Origin of the sequence: Candidimonas nitroreducens (genome assembly GCF_002209565.1) — a bacterium.
In the GTDB taxonomy this organism is placed as follows: Bacteria; Pseudomonadota; Gammaproteobacteria; order Burkholderiales; family Burkholderiaceae_B; genus Candidimonas; species Candidimonas nitroreducens.
In genome coordinates, this window is the sequence record NZ_NJIH01000011.1 from 92,005 (window position 1) to 112,202 (window position 20,198).

At 63.1% G+C, this 20,198-nt stretch carries 19 protein-coding genes; 13 read left to right on the forward strand and 6 right to left on the reverse strand.

Going from position 1 to position 20,198, the window contains the following annotated elements; genetic code table 11:
- The 6 genes from CEY11_RS19180 (at nt 1) to CEY11_RS19205 (ending at nt 5,743) form a co-directional block, all read left to right on the forward strand.
- Entirely contained in the window at nt 1–606 is a 606-nt protein-coding gene (locus tag CEY11_RS19180; protein ID WP_233154978.1) for a nuclear transport factor 2 family protein, read from the forward strand.
- A gap of 17 nt (nt 607–623) precedes the next feature.
- Nucleotides 624–1,610 carry a Bug family tripartite tricarboxylate transporter substrate binding protein gene (locus tag CEY11_RS19185; protein WP_088605034.1) on the forward strand — a complete coding sequence of 329 codons (987 nt, stop codon included), beginning with the start codon at nt 624–626 and terminating at the stop codon, nt 1,608–1,610.
- A gap of 13 nt (nt 1,611–1,623) precedes the next feature.
- Complete coding sequence (locus tag CEY11_RS19190; protein WP_088605035.1) at nt 1,624–2,880, forward strand: FAD-dependent monooxygenase; 1,257 nt, start codon at nt 1,624–1,626, stop codon at nt 2,878–2,880.
- Between the two features lie 64 nt (nt 2,881–2,944).
- On the forward strand, nt 2,945–3,781 hold the full coding sequence (locus CEY11_RS19195) for an intradiol ring-cleavage dioxygenase (protein ID WP_088605036.1): 837 nt from the start codon (nt 2,945–2,947) through the stop codon (nt 3,779–3,781).
- Between the two features lie 235 nt (nt 3,782–4,016).
- Nucleotides 4,017–5,096 carry a maleylacetate reductase gene (locus CEY11_RS19200; RefSeq protein ID WP_088605037.1) on the forward strand — a complete coding sequence of 360 codons (1,080 nt, stop codon included), beginning with the start codon at nt 4,017–4,019 and terminating at the stop codon, nt 5,094–5,096.
- Between the two features lie 221 nt (nt 5,097–5,317).
- Complete coding sequence (locus CEY11_RS19205) at nt 5,318–5,743, forward strand: PAS domain S-box protein (RefSeq protein WP_088605038.1); 426 nt, start codon at nt 5,318–5,320, stop codon at nt 5,741–5,743.
- 98 nt (nt 5,744–5,841) lie between these two features.
- Here CEY11_RS19205 and CEY11_RS19210 read toward each other — a convergent pair whose 3' ends face one another.
- Nucleotides 5,842–6,750: a LysR family transcriptional regulator gene (locus CEY11_RS19210; protein WP_088605039.1), complete on the reverse strand. Its 909-nt coding sequence runs from the start codon at nt 6,748–6,750 to the stop codon at nt 5,842–5,844.
- Between the two features lie 104 nt (nt 6,751–6,854).
- Here CEY11_RS19210 and CEY11_RS19215 point away from each other — a divergent pair, with 104 nt between their 5' ends.
- From CEY11_RS19215 to CEY11_RS19235, 5 genes are all read left to right on the forward strand, one after another.
- Entirely contained in the window at nt 6,855–8,072 is a 1,218-nt protein-coding gene (locus CEY11_RS19215; protein ID WP_158215381.1) for an iron-containing alcohol dehydrogenase family protein, read from the forward strand.
- Between the two features lie 52 nt (nt 8,073–8,124).
- Entirely contained in the window at nt 8,125–9,048 is a 924-nt protein-coding gene (locus tag CEY11_RS19220; RefSeq protein WP_088605041.1) for a TauD/TfdA dioxygenase family protein, read from the forward strand.
- Nucleotides 9,045–10,316, forward strand: coding sequence for an alpha-hydroxy acid oxidase (locus CEY11_RS19225; protein ID WP_233154980.1), 1,272 nt, complete (start codon nt 9,045–9,047; stop codon nt 10,314–10,316). The genes CEY11_RS19220 and CEY11_RS19225 overlap by 4 nt, the downstream gene beginning before the upstream one ends.
- Nucleotides 10,297–11,310 (forward strand): Bug family tripartite tricarboxylate transporter substrate binding protein, encoded by a 1,014-nt coding sequence (locus tag CEY11_RS19230; RefSeq protein WP_088605043.1) that lies wholly within the window; start codon nt 10,297–10,299, stop codon nt 11,308–11,310. The genes CEY11_RS19225 and CEY11_RS19230 overlap by 20 nt, the downstream gene beginning before the upstream one ends.
- 104 nt (nt 11,311–11,414) lie before the next feature.
- Nucleotides 11,415–12,200 (forward strand): fumarylacetoacetate hydrolase family protein, encoded by a 786-nt coding sequence (locus CEY11_RS19235; protein WP_088605044.1) that lies wholly within the window; start codon nt 11,415–11,417, stop codon nt 12,198–12,200.
- Between the two features lie 19 nt (nt 12,201–12,219).
- Here the strand turns inward: CEY11_RS19235 and CEY11_RS19240 are convergent, their stop codons facing one another.
- From CEY11_RS19240 to CEY11_RS19260, 5 genes are all read right to left on the reverse strand, one after another.
- Nucleotides 12,220–13,176 (reverse strand): Bug family tripartite tricarboxylate transporter substrate binding protein, encoded by a 957-nt coding sequence (locus CEY11_RS19240; RefSeq protein WP_088605045.1) that lies wholly within the window; start codon nt 13,174–13,176, stop codon nt 12,220–12,222.
- A 47-nt stretch (nt 13,177–13,223) separates the two neighbouring features.
- Complete coding sequence (locus tag CEY11_RS19245; protein ID WP_088605046.1) at nt 13,224–14,159, reverse strand: fumarylacetoacetate hydrolase family protein; 936 nt, start codon at nt 14,157–14,159, stop codon at nt 13,224–13,226.
- Between the two features lie 2 nt (nt 14,160–14,161).
- Nucleotides 14,162–15,025 (reverse strand): TauD/TfdA dioxygenase family protein, encoded by an 864-nt coding sequence (locus CEY11_RS19250; RefSeq protein ID WP_088605047.1) that lies wholly within the window; start codon nt 15,023–15,025, stop codon nt 14,162–14,164.
- Nucleotides 15,026–15,232: 207 nt separating this feature from the next.
- Complete coding sequence (locus CEY11_RS19255) at nt 15,233–16,561, reverse strand: MmgE/PrpD family protein (RefSeq protein ID WP_088605048.1); 1,329 nt, start codon at nt 16,559–16,561, stop codon at nt 15,233–15,235.
- Between the two features lie 40 nt (nt 16,562–16,601).
- On the reverse strand, nt 16,602–17,603 hold the full coding sequence (locus CEY11_RS19260; protein WP_158215382.1) for a Bug family tripartite tricarboxylate transporter substrate binding protein: 1,002 nt from the start codon (nt 17,601–17,603) through the stop codon (nt 16,602–16,604).
- Between the two features lie 257 nt (nt 17,604–17,860).
- Here CEY11_RS19260 and CEY11_RS19265 point away from each other — a divergent pair, with 257 nt between their 5' ends.
- Nucleotides 17,861–18,766 carry a LysR family transcriptional regulator gene (locus CEY11_RS19265; protein WP_158215383.1) on the forward strand — a complete coding sequence of 302 codons (906 nt, stop codon included), beginning with the start codon at nt 17,861–17,863 and terminating at the stop codon, nt 18,764–18,766.
- A 229-nt stretch (nt 18,767–18,995) separates the two neighbouring features.
- Complete coding sequence (locus tag CEY11_RS19270) at nt 18,996–20,150, forward strand: alpha-hydroxy acid oxidase (protein WP_233154981.1); 1,155 nt, start codon at nt 18,996–18,998, stop codon at nt 20,148–20,150.
- Nucleotides 20,151–20,198: the final 48 nt, after the last annotated feature.

Genomic DNA, 20,198 nt, shown 5'->3' on the forward strand with positions numbered 1-20,198 from the left:
GTGAACGAAAACATGAAGGACGAGCTGGAAATCCGGCAAATGATAGAGCGCTGGGCGGTGTGGCGCGATGCCGGCGACTGGGAGCGTTTCGCCAGCGTCTGGCATCCCGAAGGCTACATGATGGCCACCTGGTTCCAGGGGCCTTTTGCCGATTTCATCCGCGTCACGCGCGAGGGCTGGGACAAAGGGGTAAGCATCCTCCACTTCCTGGGCGGCAGCGCGGTGGACATTGCCGGCGACAGGGCTATTGCGCAGACCAAGATGACGATCTCGCAGCGCGGGCCGGTGCAGGGCGTGGAGTGTGACGTGCTGTGCACCGGGCGCTTCTACGATTTCGTGGTGCGGCACGAGGGCGCGTGGAAATTGCTGCATCGCCAGCCCATATACGAAAAAGATCGCATCGATCCGATCGACCCGGCCGCCACACTGCAGCTGGATCAGCAGGAACTGGCGCGCATGCCCGAAGGGTACCGGCACCTGGCGTATATCCAGACCCGCATCGGCTACTCGGTCTATATGCACATGCCCATGCTGCAGGGCGAAGCCGTGCAGACGCTGTACCGGCGCGGAGCGGCCTGGCTGGCCGGCGGCCCGCTGCAGCGCTGACCCAAGGAGACCTCGACATGACATTCGACAAACTTCTGGCGACATTGCGCGCCATCGCGTGCGGAGCGGCCGCGGCGCTGCTGACGACGGCGCCGGCCGCCGCCGCCTCTTGGCCGACTCGCCCCATTACCATTGTGGTTCCCTACACGGCGGGCACCAGCATGGACACCCTGGCCCGCATCATCGGCCCCAAGCTGTCGCAGAAACTGGGCCAGCCCATCATCGTTGAAAACCGCCCTGGCGCCAGCGGCAATATCGGCACCGGCTATGTGGCCCATGCCAAGCCGGATGGATATACATTGTTGATGACAGTCATCACTTTCGTGATGAATCCCCAGCTGCACAAAAGCGTGCCTTACGACCCCTTGACCAGCTTCACACCGATTGGCCGCGTGGCCGATGGCGCGCTGGTCTTCGCGGTCAACCCGGGCTTTCCGGCCCACACGCTGACCGAGGCCCTGGCGGCCTTCCGCGCCCACCCCGGCAAGTACGCCTATGCGTCGCCCGGCAACGGCACTCCCCAGCACCTGGCCATGGAGCTGTTCAAGCTGCACACCGGGGTGGACATCATGCACGTGCCCTACAGCGGTTCGGCTGGCGCCATCACGGATCTGCTGGGCGGCCAGGTGCAGGCCATGATTCTTCCCGCCAACACCGCCCTGCCGCTGAAGCAGGCGGGCAAGGTGCGTGTGCTCGCCGCCGCCCAGCAGCAGCGCATCCCGGTCATGCATGACGTGCCGACCTTGGCCGAGTCCGGCGTGCATGGCGCCGACGTCAGCCTGTGGTTCGGCATGATGGCGCCGGCGCGCACGCCCACGGGCATCGTCGAACGCCTCAACCACGAGATCAACCAGATCCTGGCCATGCCGGAAATCAAGGCCAGCCTGGACAAGCAGGGCCTGACGGTGGCGCCCGACACCCCGAAGGAATTCGGCGCGCTCATCGCGTCGGATTACGCGCGCTGGACGGAGGTCATCAAGAAAGCGGGCATCAAAGCGAATTGAATGGAATGATGGAATGAAGATGAAAGACAAGCCCAGGATCCTCATCGCCGGCGCCGGCATCGGCGGCCTGACTGCCGCGGCCAGCCTGCTCAAGCGCGGCTTCCGGGTGCACGTATATGAGCAGGCCGCGGCTCTGGGCGACGTAGGGGCTGGCATCCAGTCCAGCGCCAATGCGGTGAAGGTGCTGTACGACCTGGGGCTGAAGGATGCGCTCGAAGCCATCGTCGTGCGCCCGCAGGCCTTTGAATTCCGGCGCTTCGATACGGCGGAGCTGATGTACCGCATCCCCCTGGGCGAAACGCACGAGCGGCTCAACGGTGCGCCGTATTTCCACATACATCGCGCCGATCTGCACGAGCTGCTGGCCGGGGCGGTGCTGGCGCTGGATCCCGACTGCATCACCCTGGGCGCGCAGGCCGTGGGCTTCGAAGAAGGCGCCGACAGCGTCACGCTGCGCCTGGCCGACGGCAGCCGCGCCAGCGGCGATGTGCTGGTGGGGGCGGACGGCATCAAGTCGGCCGTTCGCGCGCAGATCCTCGGGCCGACCCCCGCCAGCTATACCGGCGATATAGCCTGGCGCGCCGTCGTCCCTGTCGAATGCCTGCCGCCGGGCATCATGGAAACGGTATCGACCGTGTGGTGCGGGCCGAAAAAGCATGCCGTGATGTACTACTTGCGCGGCGGCAAGTTGATGAATTTCGTGGGCCTGGTGGAACATGCCTACGCCGAAAATGAATCGTGGACGCAAAAGCGCCCGTGGGCCGACCTCAAGGCCGACTTCCAGGGGTGGCATCCCACCATACAGACGGTTATCGATGCCACCGACCGCGATGGCTGCTACCGCTATGCCTTGAACGACCGCGCGCCGGTGGGCAATTGGAGCACCGGGCGGGCGACGCTGCTGGGCGACGCGGCGCACCCGACTTTGCCTTATCTGGCATCGGGAGCCGCCATGGCCATCGAAGACGCCGCGGTACTGGCGCGCTGCCTGGATACCTGCCCGCGTGTATCGGACGCCCTGCAGGTATACCAGGACAGCCGTATGAGCCGTACCGCCAAGGTGGTGCTCGAATCCGCCGGCAATCGCGACCTCTACCGCATCGAGGATGAAGCTGAAATGCGCCGCGCCTTCCAGCAGAAGAACATGAGCAAGAGCCGTTCGGAGTGGCTTTTTTCATATGACGCGTTGACGGTGCCGCTGGACGACCGCGCGGTTCGCGGGCGCGGCCATGGTGGCCGGGGCGACGCTCCGGCCGCCCGCACCGCATGACCGCAATAGGACTATATTTCCCTTGTAGGCGGCCTGGCGCCGCTTGGGATGAAGGAAGATCATTGTGCGCAACCTGAATCACGAAACCATCACCGACGCCGTTCTGGCCCGCCACGCCGATACCGCGGATCCGCGCTTCAAGCAGATCATGGGCAGCCTGATCCGGCATCTGCACGATTTCGCGCGCGAAGTGCATCTGACGGAAGACGAGTGGGCGCGGGGCATCGATTTCCTGACCCGCTGTGGGCACATCACCGACGACAGGCGCCAGGAATTCATTTTGTTGTCGGACGTGCTCGGCCTGTCCATGCTGACGGTGGCCATGAACAACGACAAGCCCGCGCAGTGCACGGAATCGACGGTGTTCGGCCCCTTCCATGTGGACGGCGCGCCGCATTACGACCTCGGCGCGGACATTTCCAACGGCGCGCACGGCATACCCTGTCTGGTGCGCGGCACGGTAAGGGCAGCCGATGGCCAGCCCATCGCCGGGGCCAGCATGGACGTATGGCAGTCCGACGAGGACGGCCTATACGATGTCCAGCACCCCGAAATCGGCCATGCCCAGGCGCGCGGCATCCTGCATACCGATGAGGAGGGCCGCTACTATTTTCATTCCATCCTGGCAGTGCCTTACGCCATTCCCCATGACGGCCCGGTGGGCGATCTGCTTGCCGCCAGCGGCCGCCATCCCTGGCGTCCGGCCCACCTGCATTTCATGATCGAGGCGCCAGGCTACCAGACCCTGATCACGCACGTGTTTCGCAGTGACGACCGCTACCTGGACTCGGACGCGGTGTTCGGCGTACGCCAGTCGCTGATCGCGGACTGGAAGCAGCAGCCCGACGGCACTTATCTGGTGGAGTACGATTTTGTGCTCAACCCCGCCGACCGGACATGAAAAGACCCCCACGCTCACTACGTTCGCTGTCCACCTCGCGGCTTGTACGCCGCTCGGATTCGCTAGGCACGACACAGTCCGCAGGGACTGTGTCGTGTCCGGGCTTTCCCACCTCGCGGCTTGTACGCCGCTCGGATTCGCCAGGCACGACACAGTCCGCAGGGACTGTGCCGTGTCCGGGCTTATCCCCCATGGGGGCTTCAGCCTTCTTCGAGGCGGCCGCGCGGAGGCTGAAATGAAAGAATTCGTCTACAGTAGCCTGCCTTCCCGGGTCGTGTTCGGCCGTGGTGCGCTGGCCAATCTGGGCCCTGAAATCGAACTATTGGGCGCGACTCGTGTGCTGGTCTTGTCCACGCCGGGCCATCGCAGCCAGGCGCAGGCGATTGCCGACGACCTGGGCCGGCTCGCGGTCGGGGTGTTTGCCGGGGCCGTCATGCACGTGCCGGCGGACACTGCGCGCGCCGCGAGCGACGAGGCGTGCCGCCTGAATGCCGATTGCACGCTGGCCGTGGGCGGCGGATCCACCGTCGGCCTTGCCAAGGCGATTGCCCTGGACTGCGGCCTGCCGATTGTCGCCGTGCCCACCACCTACGCCGGCAGTGAAATGACGCCGATCTACGGCATTACCGCGGCCGGCGCGAAAAAAACGGGCAGGGACGCGCGGGTATTGCCGCGCACGGTCATCTACGACCCCGACCTGACGCTGGGCCTGCCGGCCGGCCTGAGCATCACCAGCGGCATGAATGCCATCGCCCACGCCGCCGAAGGCCTGTACGCGCGCGACGGCAATCCGATCATGAGCCTGATGGCCGAAGAGGGCATCAGGGCGCTGGCGCACTCCCTGCCGGCCATCAGGCGCCGCCCCGGCGATATCGAGGCCCGCGGCGATGCCTTGTACGGGGCCTGGCTGTGCGGCACGGTGCTGGGCAATGTGGGCATGGCCTTGCATCACAAGCTGTGCCACGTGCTGGGCGGAACTTTCAATCTGCCGCACGCCGAGACGCATACCGTCGTGCTGCCGCATGCGATCGCCTTCAACGCGCAGTCTGCCCCCGACGCCATGCGGCGCATCCAGCGCGCGCTGGGTGTCGATGCCTCGACCAGCGCCGCGGCCGCGCTGTTCGACCTGGCCCGCGACAATGGCGCGCCGGTGGCGTTGCAGGAACTCGGCGCCCTCACCGAGGCGGACATGGCCAAGGCCGCCGACTTGGTGGTGAACGCCCCTTATTGGAACCCGCGCCAGATCGACGCCACGCAGCGTGCCGACATTCTCGGGCTGCTGCTCGATGCCTACCACGGGAACCGGCCCAAGTAAGCCTTGCGGCGCTATCGCTCGCGCCGCGCGGCCGGGTGCGCCATGGATTCTCTTGCGTGTATCGCCCGGTATTGTGGCTGAATGCGATTCCCGGCTATTGGGCCTGGCCAGTTGATAGGGGGGAATGTCGGCGGTATAACTGGGAACGATGAATGGCGCGGGGTTTGTCGCGGCCCGCGCCATGACACTGTTTCTGTTTTTACGCTTACGGAGAATATGCCATGGCTGACGCAGGCGATCCCTCACTGGCCGAGTGGATCATCGAGCAGGTATCCGATGCCCTGATCTTTGCCGACCGCAAGGGCAGCATCGTGCGCTGGAACCAGGCGGCCTGCCGGCTGTTCGGCTTCAGTGCCGAAGAAGCCCTGGGCAGCAACCTCGACCTGATCATTCCCGAGCATCTGCGTGCCGCCCACTGGGCCGGTTTCGACGCGGCCATGGACAGCGGTCGGCTCAAGCTGCAGGGGCACCCCACGCTGACGCGCGCAGTGCGCAAGGGCGGCCAGAAGCTCTATGTCGAAATGACCTTCGCCCTGGTCAAGGATGCCGCCGGCACGCCCGTGGGTTCGGCCGCCATGGCGCGCGATGTCACCGAGCGCGTCGAAAAAGAGCGTGCCGCCCGCAAGGCGGCGATGCCGGCTGCGTAGCGTTCCGGTGTCCGCGGGACGGCCTTCTTGCTCGTGGCATTCTGTGTGCAGCCCGGGCCAGCGTGCCCCGGGCCGGTGTGTCTGCGGCGTCGCCGGCCTCATTTCTTGACGGCCCATGGCGGCGGCTGGCGCGCCCATTCCTTGAGGAACTCGAGCAGATGCCTGACGCGCGCGGGCATGTTCCGCCTGGTGGAGAACACCACGTTGATCTCCACCGCTTGCGGCACTTCGTTCGGAAGCAGTACCTCGAGCAGCCCCTGGGCTATCTCGTCGGACACCATGTAGGTGGGGTGTATGGAAATGCCGGCGCCGTCCAGGGCCGCATGTTTCAACGCATCGCCCAGGTTGGAGCGTATCGTGCCCCGGACGCGCACTTCTTGCGGCGGCGAGCCTTCGAAGCGCCAGATTCCCGAGTGCGATTTGATGGTGTGGATCAGGCAGTTGTGCTGGGCCAGATCCTGCACGCACGCCGGGCGCCGATGCTTTTTCAGGTACTGCGGCGAGGCCACCACGAACTGTGGCGCCAGCATCAGAGGCAAGGCCACGTAGCTTGCATCTTTCAGCGAATGGGCGATGCGGATCGACAGATCCAGCGCTTCGGCGAGTATGTCCGAGCGTCCGTCGTCGTGGACGATCGTCACTTCGATGTCCGGGTAGCGCTGGGTGAACGATGCAATCACCTGCACGAGGTGGTGGGCGCCGAAAGAGGGCGGGGTGCCCACGCGTATCGCGCCGCGCGGCAGTTGAACCGCGTCGCGCACCGCCGATTCCATGGCTTCGTAGCTCTGGATCATGTCCCGGGAGCCCTGCAGCACGCGTTCCCCGGCCTCGGTAAGGGCGACCTGCTTGGAGTTGCGCTTCAGCAGCTGCGCGCCCATGTCGCGCTCCAGCGCGGCGATGTGCTTGGTGACCGTGCTCTTGGGCAAGGACATTTGCATTGCCGCGCGGACAAAGCTTCCGCAGCGGGCGACTTCGCAAAAAACGCGCAGGCTTTGGAGCTTGTCCATGTTTTCAATGTTTCTTTATTGGAAACCTAAAATTGTAGATTGGGGTGCTGCAAAGCGCAAAAACAGCAATAGAATTTTCACTGGGGCCAGTTCAAGGATTAACGGTGAAAGATCACGAACAGGAAACGTTGTTGCAGGAAGCCTGGTCGGCGGCCGAGCCGCCCGGCCTTCCGCCGCGGTTCGTGCAGCGCTATCCTGCAAGCAGGCTGGTGCTGGGTAGCGGCGTGATCGCAACGCTGGCGGCCGAGCTCGCCGGCGCGGGTATCCGCCGCCCCATGGTTCTGGCCGGCGCGCGTACGCGCCAGTCGAATCTGTATGCGCACGTCATGCATGCGCTGCAAGGCCTGCCCTGGCTCGATACCCCGCCCGTGCCGGCGCACTCCAGCGCAGAGCTGGTCGAGCAGCTCGCCCGGCTGGCCCTTGCGGCGCAGGCCGATGGCTTCGTGACGGTCGGCGGCGGCAGCGCTGCCGATACCGCCAAGGCCGTCGCCATCGTCATGGCCGAGGGCGAGCCGCTGGCCCGGCACGCCGTGCGCTTCACGCCGCCATCCACCCTCGTGGTGCCGCCTTTGCTCAAGCCCAAGCTGCCCATACTCGCCATTCCCGGCACGGCTTCGGGCGCCGAGGTCACGGCCAGCGTCGGTGTGCGCGACGCCAGCGGCGCCAAACTGCTGCTGTCCGACCCCGCGGTGGCCGCGCGTGTCGTGCTGCTCGACCCCGTTGCCAACCTGTGCGTGCCGGCTTCCCTGATGTGCACCACGGGCATGAATGCGCTGGCGCATTGCATCGAAGGGCTGTATTCCCGCGAGCGCACGCCGCTGGCCGAGGCCTTCGCCCTGGATGCGCTGGCGCGTCTGGCCTATGCCTTGCCGGCGGTGCGGCGCAGACCCGGCGACGAGGCGGCGCGAGCCCAATTGCTGTATGCCGCGCATCTGGCGGGCCTGGTGCTGGTCTATGCACGCACTTGCCTGCACCATGCCTTGTGTCATGTCATCGGGTCGGTCAGCGGCGTGCCGCACGGCGAGGCCAACTCGGTGATGCTGCCGCATTGCGTGGCCTATAACGCCCAGGCCGCGGCCGAACCCCTGGCGCGTGCGGCGGCAGCGCTGGGGCTGGATGGCGGCCCGCAATCCCTGGTGCGGGCGCTGGGCGCGCTGCAGGTGGCCGCGGGCGTGCCGGCGCGTTTGCGCGACATTGGCGTCGCCGAGCGCGATCTGGATCGCATTGCGGCCAAAGGCATGGGCGAACGCGGCCTGTATTACAACCCGCGCCAGGTCACCGGCGCCGACGAGCTGCGAAGTATCCTCGAAGCAGCCTATTAGCAGCCGGCTGACATCCGCCGGCCATCGGACATTTTTTTGCAAGGATTGCATCATGGCATTGAAGATCGTTCCTACAGGGTATACGCTGGGTGCTCGCATCGAAGGATTGGATCTGTCCCAGCCGCTGGCAGACGCCGACTTCGCGCAATTGCTGCAAGCGCTGGGGCACTATGGGGTACTGAGCTACCCCGGCCAACATCTAAGCGCCGCCGAGCTGCGTGAATTCTCGCGCCGCTTCGGCAAACTGGAAGTCAATGTGGCCGGCGCCTACCAAGAACCCGGGCTGCCCGAGGTAATGGTGCTCTCGAACATCATCGAGAACGGCAAGCCCATAGGCCTTGCGGACGCGGGCCAGGACTGGCATACCGATATGTCCTACAGCAAGATGATTGCCTTCACGAATATTCTTTACGGCATCAAGATCCCTTTTCGAGATGGCAAATCCCTAGGCAATACGCAGTTCTGCAATATGCATGCGGCCTACGAAGGCTTGCCCGAAGACATGAAGCGGCGCCTGGACGGCATGACCGTGCTGCACGACTTCAACAAATTCTGGGAAATGATGCGCCGCGAGCGCGGCAGCCAGCGCCCGCCATTGACGCCCGCCCAGCGCGCGGCCAAGCCGCCGGTGTCGCATCCGCTGTTCCTGCGGCATCCCATTACCGGGCGCAAGGTGCTTTATTGCAATCCGGGCTATGCCATGCGCATCAACGAGCTCGACCAGGCGGAAAGCGATGATATCCTGGCCTTCTTGTTCCGGCATCAAACCCAGCAGCAGTACCAGTATGCGCATAGCTGGCAGACGCATGACGTGCTGATGTGGGACAACATGGGCACCATACACAACGCGATTCCCGATTATCGCCCCGACGAGCCGCGCCTGATCAAGCGATGCCAGGTCATGGCCACACGCTTTTTCAATGCAGACGGAAGCCCGCGCCGCAACAGCGAGTCGGCCGAGGCCGCGGCGGCGTGAGCGCATTGCACCACCCGGCGCCGCGCCGCGTCGCGGACTGCTACTCCATCGCCGACCTGCGCGCCCTGGCGCGGCGCCGGCTGCCCAGGGCCGTGTTCGACTTCTACGCCGGCGGCGCGGAAGACGAAAGCACCCTGCGGGGCAATCGCGCCGCCTTTGCCGCGCTGCGCTTTGCGCCGCACGTGCTGGTGGACGTGGCACGCGTCTCCAGCGCCTGCGAGCTGCTGGGCGCGCCGGCTGGCATGCCCGCGGCCATCGCGCCGACCGGGGCGGCCGGCTTCGGCCGGCGCGACGCCGACCTGGCGCTGGCCAAGGCCGCGGCCGACTACGGCATCCCTTATACGCTGTCCAGCAGCGCGACCACCGCCATCGAAACCATCGCCCGCGAGGCGCCCGGGCGCCACTGGTTCCAGGCCTATGTGCTCAACAACCAGGAATTTTTCTGGAAACTGCTCGAGCGGGCGCTGGCTGCCGACTACGAGGCGCTGGTCATCACGGTGGATCTGCCGGTGGGCGGCAAGCGCGAGCGGGACTTCCACAATCACTTTTCGATCCCGTTCCGGTTTTCCACGCGCAATGTGCTGGACTTCGCAAGCCGGCCGCGCTGGGCGCTGGACATGGCCATGCACGGCCTGCCCGTCATGGAAAACCTGCGCGGCTTCGAGGTCGCGGCCCGCAGCGCGGTCGCCATCGCTTCTTCCGTGGGCCGCAGCTACGACCCCGGCTTCGATTTCCAGCGCCTGGCGCAGGTGCGCGAGCGCTGGCCCCGCAAGCTGATCGTCAAGGGCGTGTGCCGCGGCGACGATGCCGCCCGCCTGGCGGCGCTGGGCGTCGATGCGATCGTCGTGTCCAACCACGGCGGCCGCCAGCTCGATGGCGCGGTCGCCACCCTGGTGGCCTTGCCCGAGGTGCTGCAGGCGGTCGCTGGGCGCGTGCCGGTGCTGGTGGATGGCGGCATACGCCGCGGCGGCGACATTGCCAAAGCCCTGGCGCTGGGCGCGCACGGGGTGCTGCTGGGACGCGCGACGCTGTTCGGCGCGGTCGCCGCGGGCGAGCCCGGCGCCCGCCGGGCGCTGGAGATCCTGCAGGACGAATTGCAGCGCACGCAAAAGCTGTGCGGCGCGACCCTGGTGGGCCGATTTACTTCCGAGCTGCTGCGTTCCGCTCGCGGTTTGCCGGCCCCCTTCACTGACCCTGTCCAAGCAAATTCACAGGGCGATCTTTACCATCACCTCATGGAGACAAGCTATGAAAATCAAACTGTCTAAGCGCAGGGCCGTAGTTCGGCTGGCTACCGTGTGCGCCGCAGGCCTGGTGGGTGCGGCGTCCGTGCCCGGCATGGCGTGGGCTGCTGGCGGCAGCTATCCCGACAGGCCCATACGGCTGATCGTCGGCTACAGCGCCGGCGGCCCCACGGACGTGCTCGCCCGCCTGCTTGCCAAGGAAATGGCCACCAATCTCGGCACCTCGATAGTCGTCGAGAACAAGCCCGGAGCCAATGGCTATATCGGCACCGAGTATGTGCAGCGCGCCGCGCCGGACGGCTACACCATACTCATGAACACCATTTCGCATAACGTCAACCCCCTGATCAAGCCCAATCTGATCCACTACGATCCGATCAAGGACTTCACCCAGATCGCCCAGGTCGCGGTACTGCCGCAATTGCTGGTCGTGGGCGGCCATTCGCCCTACAAGACGCTGAAAGAACTGCTGGACAAGGCCAAGAAGAATCCGGGCCAGGTCAGCTTCGGTTCGGCGGGGGTGGGCGGGTCGGCGCACCTGGCCGCGGCCCTGCTCGAAGAGCGTTCCGGCACCAAGATGAACCATATTCCGTTCCAGGGCAATGGCCCGGCGCTCACCGATGTCATCGCCGGCCGGGTAGATTTCATGTTCTATCCCATGGTCGGCCTGAAGGATTTCGTGTCCAGCGGCAAGCTGCGCATACTGGCGGCCACCACCGCCAAGCGGCTGCCCGATTATCCGCAGGTGCCGACCATGTCGGAAATGGGCTTCCCGGGCTTCGAGGACTACGCCCAGCCCATAGGGTTCGTCGGCCCCGCCCACATACCCGAGGCCATCACCGACAAGCTCGCAAAAGCGGTCAAGACGGTTCTGGACAAGCCCGAAGTCCAGGAAAGGCTGAAGGGCCTGGGGGCGGAGATCAAATACCGCGATTCCAAGGACTACAGGCAGTGGCTGGGCCAGGACAGGCAGCGTTGGGCCGACCTGATCAAAAAGGCCGGCATACGGGCCGAATGACGCGTCGCGCGAACGATTGGCCTGCCCAGAGCATCCCTGGGTGATAATAATGACTTTGGCGGGGCCGTGCGGCGGGCGGCCCCCCGCCCACACAGGACTGAACCATGCGCTGGATAAATTTCTCGCTTCCCGGCTCGGGCCGGCAAGCCTATGGCACACTCGATGAAAATGACCAGGTACGGGAAATCCGCGGCATTCCCTGGGCAGAACACGAGTTCACCGGCCAGCGCCATGGGCTTTCCGACGTCAAGATCGAGGTGCCCGTGGTGCCTCCCACTTTTTATGCCGCGGGCCTGAACTACATTACGCACATACGCGAACAAGAAGCCCTGGCCGGCAGAAAAGTCAATGTCCCGCCGCAGGCGGACATAGGCTACCGGGCCGTCAACGCCCTGGTCGCCCATGAAGAGAATGTCGTCATTCCCGAAGACGCCACGCACATCGAATACGAAGGCGAGCTGGTGGTCGTAATCGGCAAGAAGGCGCGCAACCTGTCCGAAGCCGAGGCCATGCAGTGCGTGTTCGGCTACACCATAGGCAACGACGTCAGCGAGCGGGTCTGGCAGCGCGCCGACCGCACTTTCTGGCGGGCCAAGAACTCGGATACGTTCAAGCCCATGGGGCCATGGATGGAAACCGAATTCGATCTGGCCCGGGCGCAGACCCGCGTTTCGGTCAATGGGGAAGTGAAATCCCATTTCGACACCGGCGACATGCTGTTCAATATCCCCACGTTCCTCAGCCGCATGTCGCGCAACTTGACCCTTTATCCGGGCGACATCGTCTGGATGGGCACCGATGGCCATTCCCCCAAGCTCGACCATGGCGACACGGTAGAGGTCGACATTTCAGGCTTGGGAACCCTGCGCAATACTTTCGTGCGCGCCTAGGCGGATTCCTTCGGCCCGCTTAGTTGCCGGGCTTCTCCAATTGCTTCAGCTTCGTCAGGTCATGCTCGATCAGCATGCGCAAAGCGTTGCCGTCGCCAGGCTGAATCACAATCCCGGTGACCGCGATTCTTTTCTGCACCTCGGGCTGTCCCAGCACATTCAGCAGGCCCTGTGTCAATGCCGAAGATATGTTCGCCGGCAAAGCTGCCGGGCCCCAGAGAGCGGCCCATGCCGGTACCGAAAACCCCGGATAGCCACTTTCCGTGCTGGTCGGCACACCGGGAAAGGCGGCTACGCGCTGGTTGCCCAACGCCGCCAGCACTTTCAGCCTGTCGTTCTTCAGGTAGCCGTCGACCGGGCCAACCCCTATATCCACACGGCCGGCAGCCACGTCCATAGCCATCGGGGCCAGGCCTTTGTATGGAATGTGATTGAAATGTATATGCGCCTCGTGTTCCAGCAGGCGCGCGGCGATCTCGTAAATTGTCGCGGGCCCCGTGGTGCCGAAACTCAGTTCTGAATCTGGCTTACGGGCGTATTCGACCAGTTCTCGCAGATTGCTGACCGGAAGGCCGCTGCGGACAAACAGTACGAAGGGGGCATAGCCGACGATGGCCAGGGGTGTGAAATCGCGCTCCGGATCGTACGGCGTGTCGGCCAGCATCAACGGCGCCACGACGTGTGTGGAGCCGGTACCGAAAAATAATGTATGGCCGTCTGCCGGAGACTTCGCGACGAACCTGGCGCCTATCGTGCCGGATGCGCCGGTTTTGTTCTCTACGATTACCGGCTGCTTCCATAGCGTCTGCAGTCCTTCGGCCAGGATGCGGGCCGATGTATCGCTCGCGCCGCCCGGCGAAGTCGGAACAACGATTCTGACAGGGCTGTCGGGAAACGATGTAGCGGCGTGGGCGATATTTGTTATGGGCAGTATTGCGACCGCCATCAGCAGCAGTAATCGATAGTGATTGCGCAATTTGCGTCTCCTTTGTTGTCTGTGAGCGTGGGGCGGTACTCGACGCGCTAGACGATACGAGTCTCCAGCACTCCGATCTGGTCGACTCCGGCATGGACGATGTCACCGGGCTTCAGGAAGAATGGCCGGGGATCCGGCTTGCGATGCACGGCGACGCCTTCGGGCGTGCCGCTGGCGATTACGTCTCCGGCCTCCAGGCCTATGCGGGACCAAAAAGCCACCAGTTCGTCGAATTGGAAGATCAGATCCGTGCAGTCCGATTGCTGCCGCAATTCGCCATTGACCGTAAGCCAGAGGCGTAGCGCCGTGGGGTCGGGCACTTCGTCCGCGGTCAGAATGCAAGGCCCCAGCGGCCCGAATCCGGGGAAATTCTTGCCCATCATGAGCAATAGGTTTCGCATTTCGGCAAACTGCCATTCGCGCGCCGAAAGATCGTTCATGATGGTATAGCCGAACACCGCCTGGCGTGCCTGGGTTCGCGACGCATTGAGCAAGCTCTCGCCAACGACGACGGCCACCTCAACCTCGTAGTCCATTTGCTCGACGTCTTCGGGCCGTTTGACTTCGGCCCGGTGGCCGACCAGGTTCCGTCCGAGCTTGATGAAGCCCGTTGGAAAATCCATCTGGAATCCCGCTCCGGCCTTGGGGTTGCCATGGATGCTTTCCATCCGGTGCGCTCCGAAGTTGCGCCCCGCCGCGATGCAGGAACGCGGCGGCACCGGAGGCAGCCAAACGATCTCTTCGGCTCGGTGTAGCCACGCCGGATCCGCTTCTGCGTTTGCCTTCCGTACCGTTTCGCGCAATGCGTCCAAGCCGGCCTGCCCGGCGTCGATGACCTGCTTCATGGCCATCGGAAACCCGCTGTTTTCCGATACCCAGGGCAGGGCGGCAACGTCCAGCAGTTGCATGGCGCCGTTGTCTTCGAGCACCACCCCCAGACGTTCCGCGGGATCATTCTGCAGGGAAAATCGCGCCAGCTTCATGGTTATACCGGTTCCAGTTCGCGGGCCGAGCACCAGCGCAATTCACGGCGATATTTTTGATCGTCGAATGGCGTGGCACGGTGCAATGTGCAGCTATCGTCCCAAACCAGAAGGTCGTGGGGCTGCCACTTGTGTTCGTAGCGGAATTGCGGCTGGGTTGCGAATTCGGTGAGCTCTTCCAATAAGGCCCGGCCTTCGCTTTCATCCATGTCGACGATGTGCGATGCATGCGCCCCGATATATAGGCACTTGCGGCCCGAGCCGGCATGCAGCCGCACCAGCGGGTGCTCGCTGGGGGGCAGCAGGTTCCGTGTTTCTGCATTGAAGTTGGTATAGCCGACTTTGGCGCGCGAAGCATAAACACTGTGCACGACACGCAAAGGCTCCAGCTCTGCTTGCCTGGATTTCGGCAGGGCGTCCCAGGCGGCGCGTGTGTCGGCGAATTCGGTGTTGGGGGGATTCTCTTCCGGAAGGACGATGGCATTGAGCGCGGTCACGCGAGCCGGTGGTTGGCGCATGGACATATCCGTGTGCCAGAACAGATTGGCCTGCAGATACAAGCGCCGCTCATGCTCTTGCATCATGATTTTGCCGTTTTCGTCGATATTGGAAACGTCATAGAAATAAGGGTTCTTCATGCGGCTGTTATTCAACTGGCGAGCAAGCGCATTGGGCGGCCCGAACCAGCGTATGAATGCTTCCTGGGCCGCTTCGTCCAGGGGCTGGTTTCGGAAAAAGATCACGCCGTGTCGAGCCAGCGCCGCTTCGATTTCCGTATAGCTTTCCTGATTCAGCGGTTCTTGCAGATCTATGCCTGAAACCTCGGCACCAAATCCCGACGGCATGGGTTTGACAGTGATGGCCATGGCCCGCTCCTTTTCTCTGGTATTGGAGAACTGCTAGTGATGAGTGTGGGTTCGATGGAAGTCTACGCAGCCGTGCACTGTTACGCCAATCGTACGTAGTTATGCCTGTCCATAATGCATTTTGATCGGCTCGATATATATGGCCGCATGGCCGCCGCGTTTGCGATATGCGGATTGTTTGCACACCGGTTCGACCGATGGCGGGTTTCAGGGGCGCAGCACAGAGACCAGCGCTTCGATGGTTGGCGCCTTGTCTAGTTCACGCACGCAGTGCTTCAGCTGTTCGTATCGCGCCGCGCCGTCCTGCCACGGCCATTCATCCGCCATGCCCGACAATATGGCGTCGGCTTCCTGCCAGTCGAAGGCGAACCGGGAAAGCTCGGTGATTTCATCCTCGTACGCCGTGCCGCTTTGTAGGCTGACGCGTACCCGGGCACCCCAGTCGGGCAGCCCCTGCAGGCCAGCGACCGAAACGCGCTCGGCGAGGGTATGGATTTCTCCTGCGCCATACAGAGTGCCGAAGTCTTGGATACGCAGTGTGCGGTTGCGCAAGCCGACGGCCATCATGAACGGGCAGCTCATGATCGCGCCGGTGGGTGTCTCGAAAGGCCCGTGGCGATCGATGCCTGGATATGCGGCATTGCGCTCCGCAAGCCAGACTTCGACTCGATCGACGTCTGCTGCGCCGAAGGCATGCTTGCGTTGCAGGCCCAGCAGCAGATATAGCGGGGCCTGGTTGATCAAACAGCCTGGCAGAGGCTTGAAAATCACCTGAGGCGTGCGCCATGCCCATGTCGGCTCGTTCGCGGCTTCCGAGCCTGCAAACGTGCGGAAAAAACCGCTGCTTCCTTCGAATGAATGCCTGGCGGCAGGATACCCCCGCTTGGCAAGTTCGGCGCAGATCACTCCGGCGCGGGCTGCATTGGCAACCTGTATACGCCATTCCGGCGTACCCTCGAGCCAGCATTGCATTGTGCCGGCGCTGTGCTGGGTGGCCAAGCCCAGGGCGTTCGCGGTTTGCGCGGCGTCGAGGTCTAGCATGCGCGCTGCCGCCGCCGCGGATGCGAACACGCCGAAAACGGAAGTCGCACGAAAACGGCGCCCCACGACGGCGTCCGCGTGGCCGGCGGCCACCATGGCCAGAACTTCGTAGCCGGCTGCCATGGCCGTCAATACTTGTTTCCCGGTAGCCGACTGTTGTTGCGCAAGGGCGAGCACCACCGGAATGATGATGCAGCCAGGGTGCGCATAGGCTTCCGAGTAAGTGTCGTTTTGGCCGCGAGAGCACATGCGGAATGCGTTGATGTATGCAGCGTCGGCGGCGCTGCGCTCGAGATTGGAAACCAGAGTGCGGGCGGGGCCAGGAGCGGCATTGGAGCACAGCACGGCGGTTTCCAATTCATCGCGGGCGCCCGCACTGGCGGCCATCACCATTCCGTAGAGCATACAGGTCTTGAGCTTGGCTAGCACCTGTTCCGGAATGTCTTCGAACTGCAGGCCCGCGGCGCGGGCGGCTATGGTGTCGGAGTAGCTCATGGGCAATCCCTTGTCGTGTCTACGCGGGTTCTTCGGCTGATCACGGGATCACGATGCCGCGTGTTTTCACCAGCGCTCCGATGCGCTCGTGTTCACTCTTGAGCAGGTCGTTGAAAGCCTGTGGCGCTCCCCCCGAAAGGGTGATGCCGAATTCCCGGGCACGGCTTTGAACCACCTGGCTCGTCAGCGACTTGTTCAGCTCTGTATTGAGTTTGGACACCGTGGTGTCGGGCGTTCCGGCGGGTACGAGCACGCCATACCAGGTGCCAGAACGAAACCCTGGCAGACCGGCCTGATCGGAGGTGGGCAGCTCCTTCCAATCCGCAAGCGGTGTATCGCTGCCTATCATCAACGCCTTCAGATATCCTTCTTTGACCATGGTGCGTGTGGCCGGAGCGTCGAACACTGCGTCGACATGGCCGCCAGCCAGAGCGGGCACGAATGCGCTGGAGCCGCCCATCGGAACGTGTACGATCTTGATGCCCGTCATGTCGGCAAATTGCTCGGCGGCGATATGGGGGCTGCTTCCTATGCCGGAAGAGGCGAAAGTCACGCCTTCCGGCCTGGCTTTGGCCCAGGCAAGAAAAGATTTCATGTCGTTGGCGGGGATCGATGAGCGTATGAAAAGTACGGTGGGCTGCCAGCCGACATAGATGACGGGCTTGAACCGGCTTTCGTCGAATGCAGGGCCGCCTTTCTTGTACTGCAGCGTTGTATAGGGTAGGCCGGTGAACAGCAGTGTGCGCCCGTCGGTGGCGGTGGACTGCGCGACAGAGCGGGTTGCAAGCAGAGTGCCCGCGCCCACTTTGTTCAGAGGCGTAACCGATTCTCCGGTCTGCTGCGAGAAAGCAAGGCTTACCGCGCGCGCCATCAAGTCCAGTGAGCCGCCCGCGGCGATGGGAATGATCATTTCATAGTGTCTTTGCGCATGGGCGTGGCGCATGGGCAGCCACGTTAGCGCGAGAGCACTGACGATGCCGACACACAGGCGCGCCAGGGTTGACGTCGCGGTTCGGTGTCCCGCGGATAGCAGTGAAAGCATGACAGTCTCCGTTGTCGATTTGTGGCATATATTCGACGCCTCGCCTTGAGGCGGCGCTGCGCGTATTGTCGGAGGATAGCGTCGAGTATTCCAATCAGAATCATCTATGGCTTGGCATAAATCCTGGATATATTTCGCGCGCCATTCTGGTACCCCAGTCTGGCTGTTGTCTGGCGGCCGTGAGCGATGTATGTTTTGTTCTGATATTTTGGTGTCGGCCAGCCTATGGCTGCTGTTGCCGCAAAGAGGAGACATCTGTGCGCAATATCAATCTTGCGAACCTGGAGACCGCATTCTGGATAGCCCGCCTGGGCAGCTTCACCGCAGCGGCCGAGCGTCTGTACACCACACAACCTGCGATCTCGGCGCGCATGCGCGAATTGGAAGCCGCCTTGGGCGTGAAGCTGTTCGTACGAGTGGGCCGGGGCGTGGAGCTGACCATGGAAGGCCGCAAATTCCTGGAAGATGCGGAACCGATCTTCCAGCAGTTCGAGGCCTTGACCGGGTCTGTCAATTCGGCCTATGCCTCGGGCGGCACGGTGCGCATTGGTGCGGGAAACATTTCCATGAGCTGGTTTCCCAACATGATTCGCGAAATGCAGCGGATCGTTCCCGATCTTACCTATGACGTGGAAATCGATTTGGCCGGCAAAGTGTTGCAAAAGCTCGAGGTGCGCAAATTGGATATAGCCATCGTTGCGGGCCCCGTGCACGGAGACAAGCTGTCGTCGGCTCCCCTTGGGTACGACAGGATGTTGTGGGTGGCTTCCGCGGAATTCTTGACAGAGAACTGGGCCGGCAATTTGCTGGAATTTCTACGCACTGCGCCTATCTGGTGTGTACAGCGCGAGTCCTTCTACTGGACGGAGGCCATGCGCATCATCATGGAAGGGGGCGGTAATCCGCGACACTTCAACGGTATCAGCAACATGGCCGCCGCCCATCAGATCGTGTTGGGCGGTGGTGGCGTAGGCTGCCTGTCGTCGATGCTGATCCGGCAAGATCTGGAGGCGGGCACCTTGCAACTGATACCGGACTTGCGTCAAGGAGGATGGGTCGAGTTTTCTGTCGCCTGTGTCGCCGAGTCCAGGAAGTCGAAGATCATCTCGCAGATCATGGATATGGCCCAGGCGTCGTCCACCCTCAAGCGTCAGCGGGATTGAATCGAGCCCTCGCGATCCTCAAGACATATACGGCCATACGGCGAATATATGGCTCGCTCAAAGCGGGTTCTGTTTATGAGTCGCCATAAAAAATTGTGATTTCCGCTGGTAGGCATTCGACGATAGAGTATGCCTCGTACTCAATCCGCGAAGAACGGAATCGGGCTGGTTCCGATAACAAATGTCATTCGATCCCGCATTCGGCTACAACTTCGACGATCTGCGCACATTGGCCAAGCGCCGCTTGCCCCATGGCCTGTTTGAGTTTATTGATCGGGGCACCGAAGATGACCTGACCATACGCAACAATCTCGATGCGTTTCGCAGGATATGCCTGATCCCTAGACCCTTGAGGGACGTATCGCAGCGGTCGCTGCGCGTTTCATTGTTCGGGCGTGAATATCCCATGCCGGTCTGCCTGGCGCCCACGGGGGCAGCCGGCCTATTATGGTACGAAGGCGAAGTTGCCACGGCATCCGCGGCAGCATCGTTCGGCGTCCCTTATTCCATGTCGACCGGCTCGATTGCTTCGATAGAAAAAGTGGCTGAAAAGGCGGGAGGGGATCTGTGGTTTCAGCTGTATCTTTGGCCCGATCCCGCAATGTCGCATGAATTGCTGCATCGCGCTCGCGATGCAGGATACAAGGCGCTGATCGTGACCGTGGACACCACGGTGACACCCAATCGCGAGTTCAATTACCGAAACGGCTTCACCGTGCCGATGCGCCTGACCAGAAGAAACATGATGGATGCAGCTTTGCATCCGCGCTGGGCCGCGGGAGTGATGGGGCGTTATCTATTGTCCGGTGGCATGCCAAGGTTTCACAATCTGCCGCAGTCCTTGCAGCGCAGCATGACAGATACGAGAAAGAGCGGGCTGATGCCCAAGAACGACGGGTTGACGTGGGACGACCTGAAACGGCTGCGCGATATGTGGAAGGGCCCTCTTATTGTTAAGGGCATTCTGCATCCCGAAGACGCGCGATCTGCGATGGCGGCGGGCGTGGACGGAATCGTTGTTTCGAATCATGGCGGGCGTGTACTGGACAATGCGCCCGCCAGCATGGACATGCTGCCGCTGGTACGCGAGGCGGTCGGGCCCGACGCCGTGCTTTTCCTCGACAGCGGCATCCGCCGCGGCAGTGACATCGTGAAGGCAATCGCCTTGGGAGCGAATGCAGTCATGATAGGCCGTGCCGCGATGTGGGGCACGGCCGTTGGCGGACAGCGCGGCGTGGCTCATGTTCTCGCCATGCTGCGCGACGAAATCAGCCGAATCCTGGCATTCGTCGGGGCGACTCGCATGGAAGACTTGAGTAGCGCACATTGTTGGCAGCCCGGCTCTGTGGCCGAGTCTCGGATGCGCATTGCGGCGGCGCCATGATGTAGATAGAAGAAAACGGTCGAACTCGCACAGGGGCGAATCAAGAAG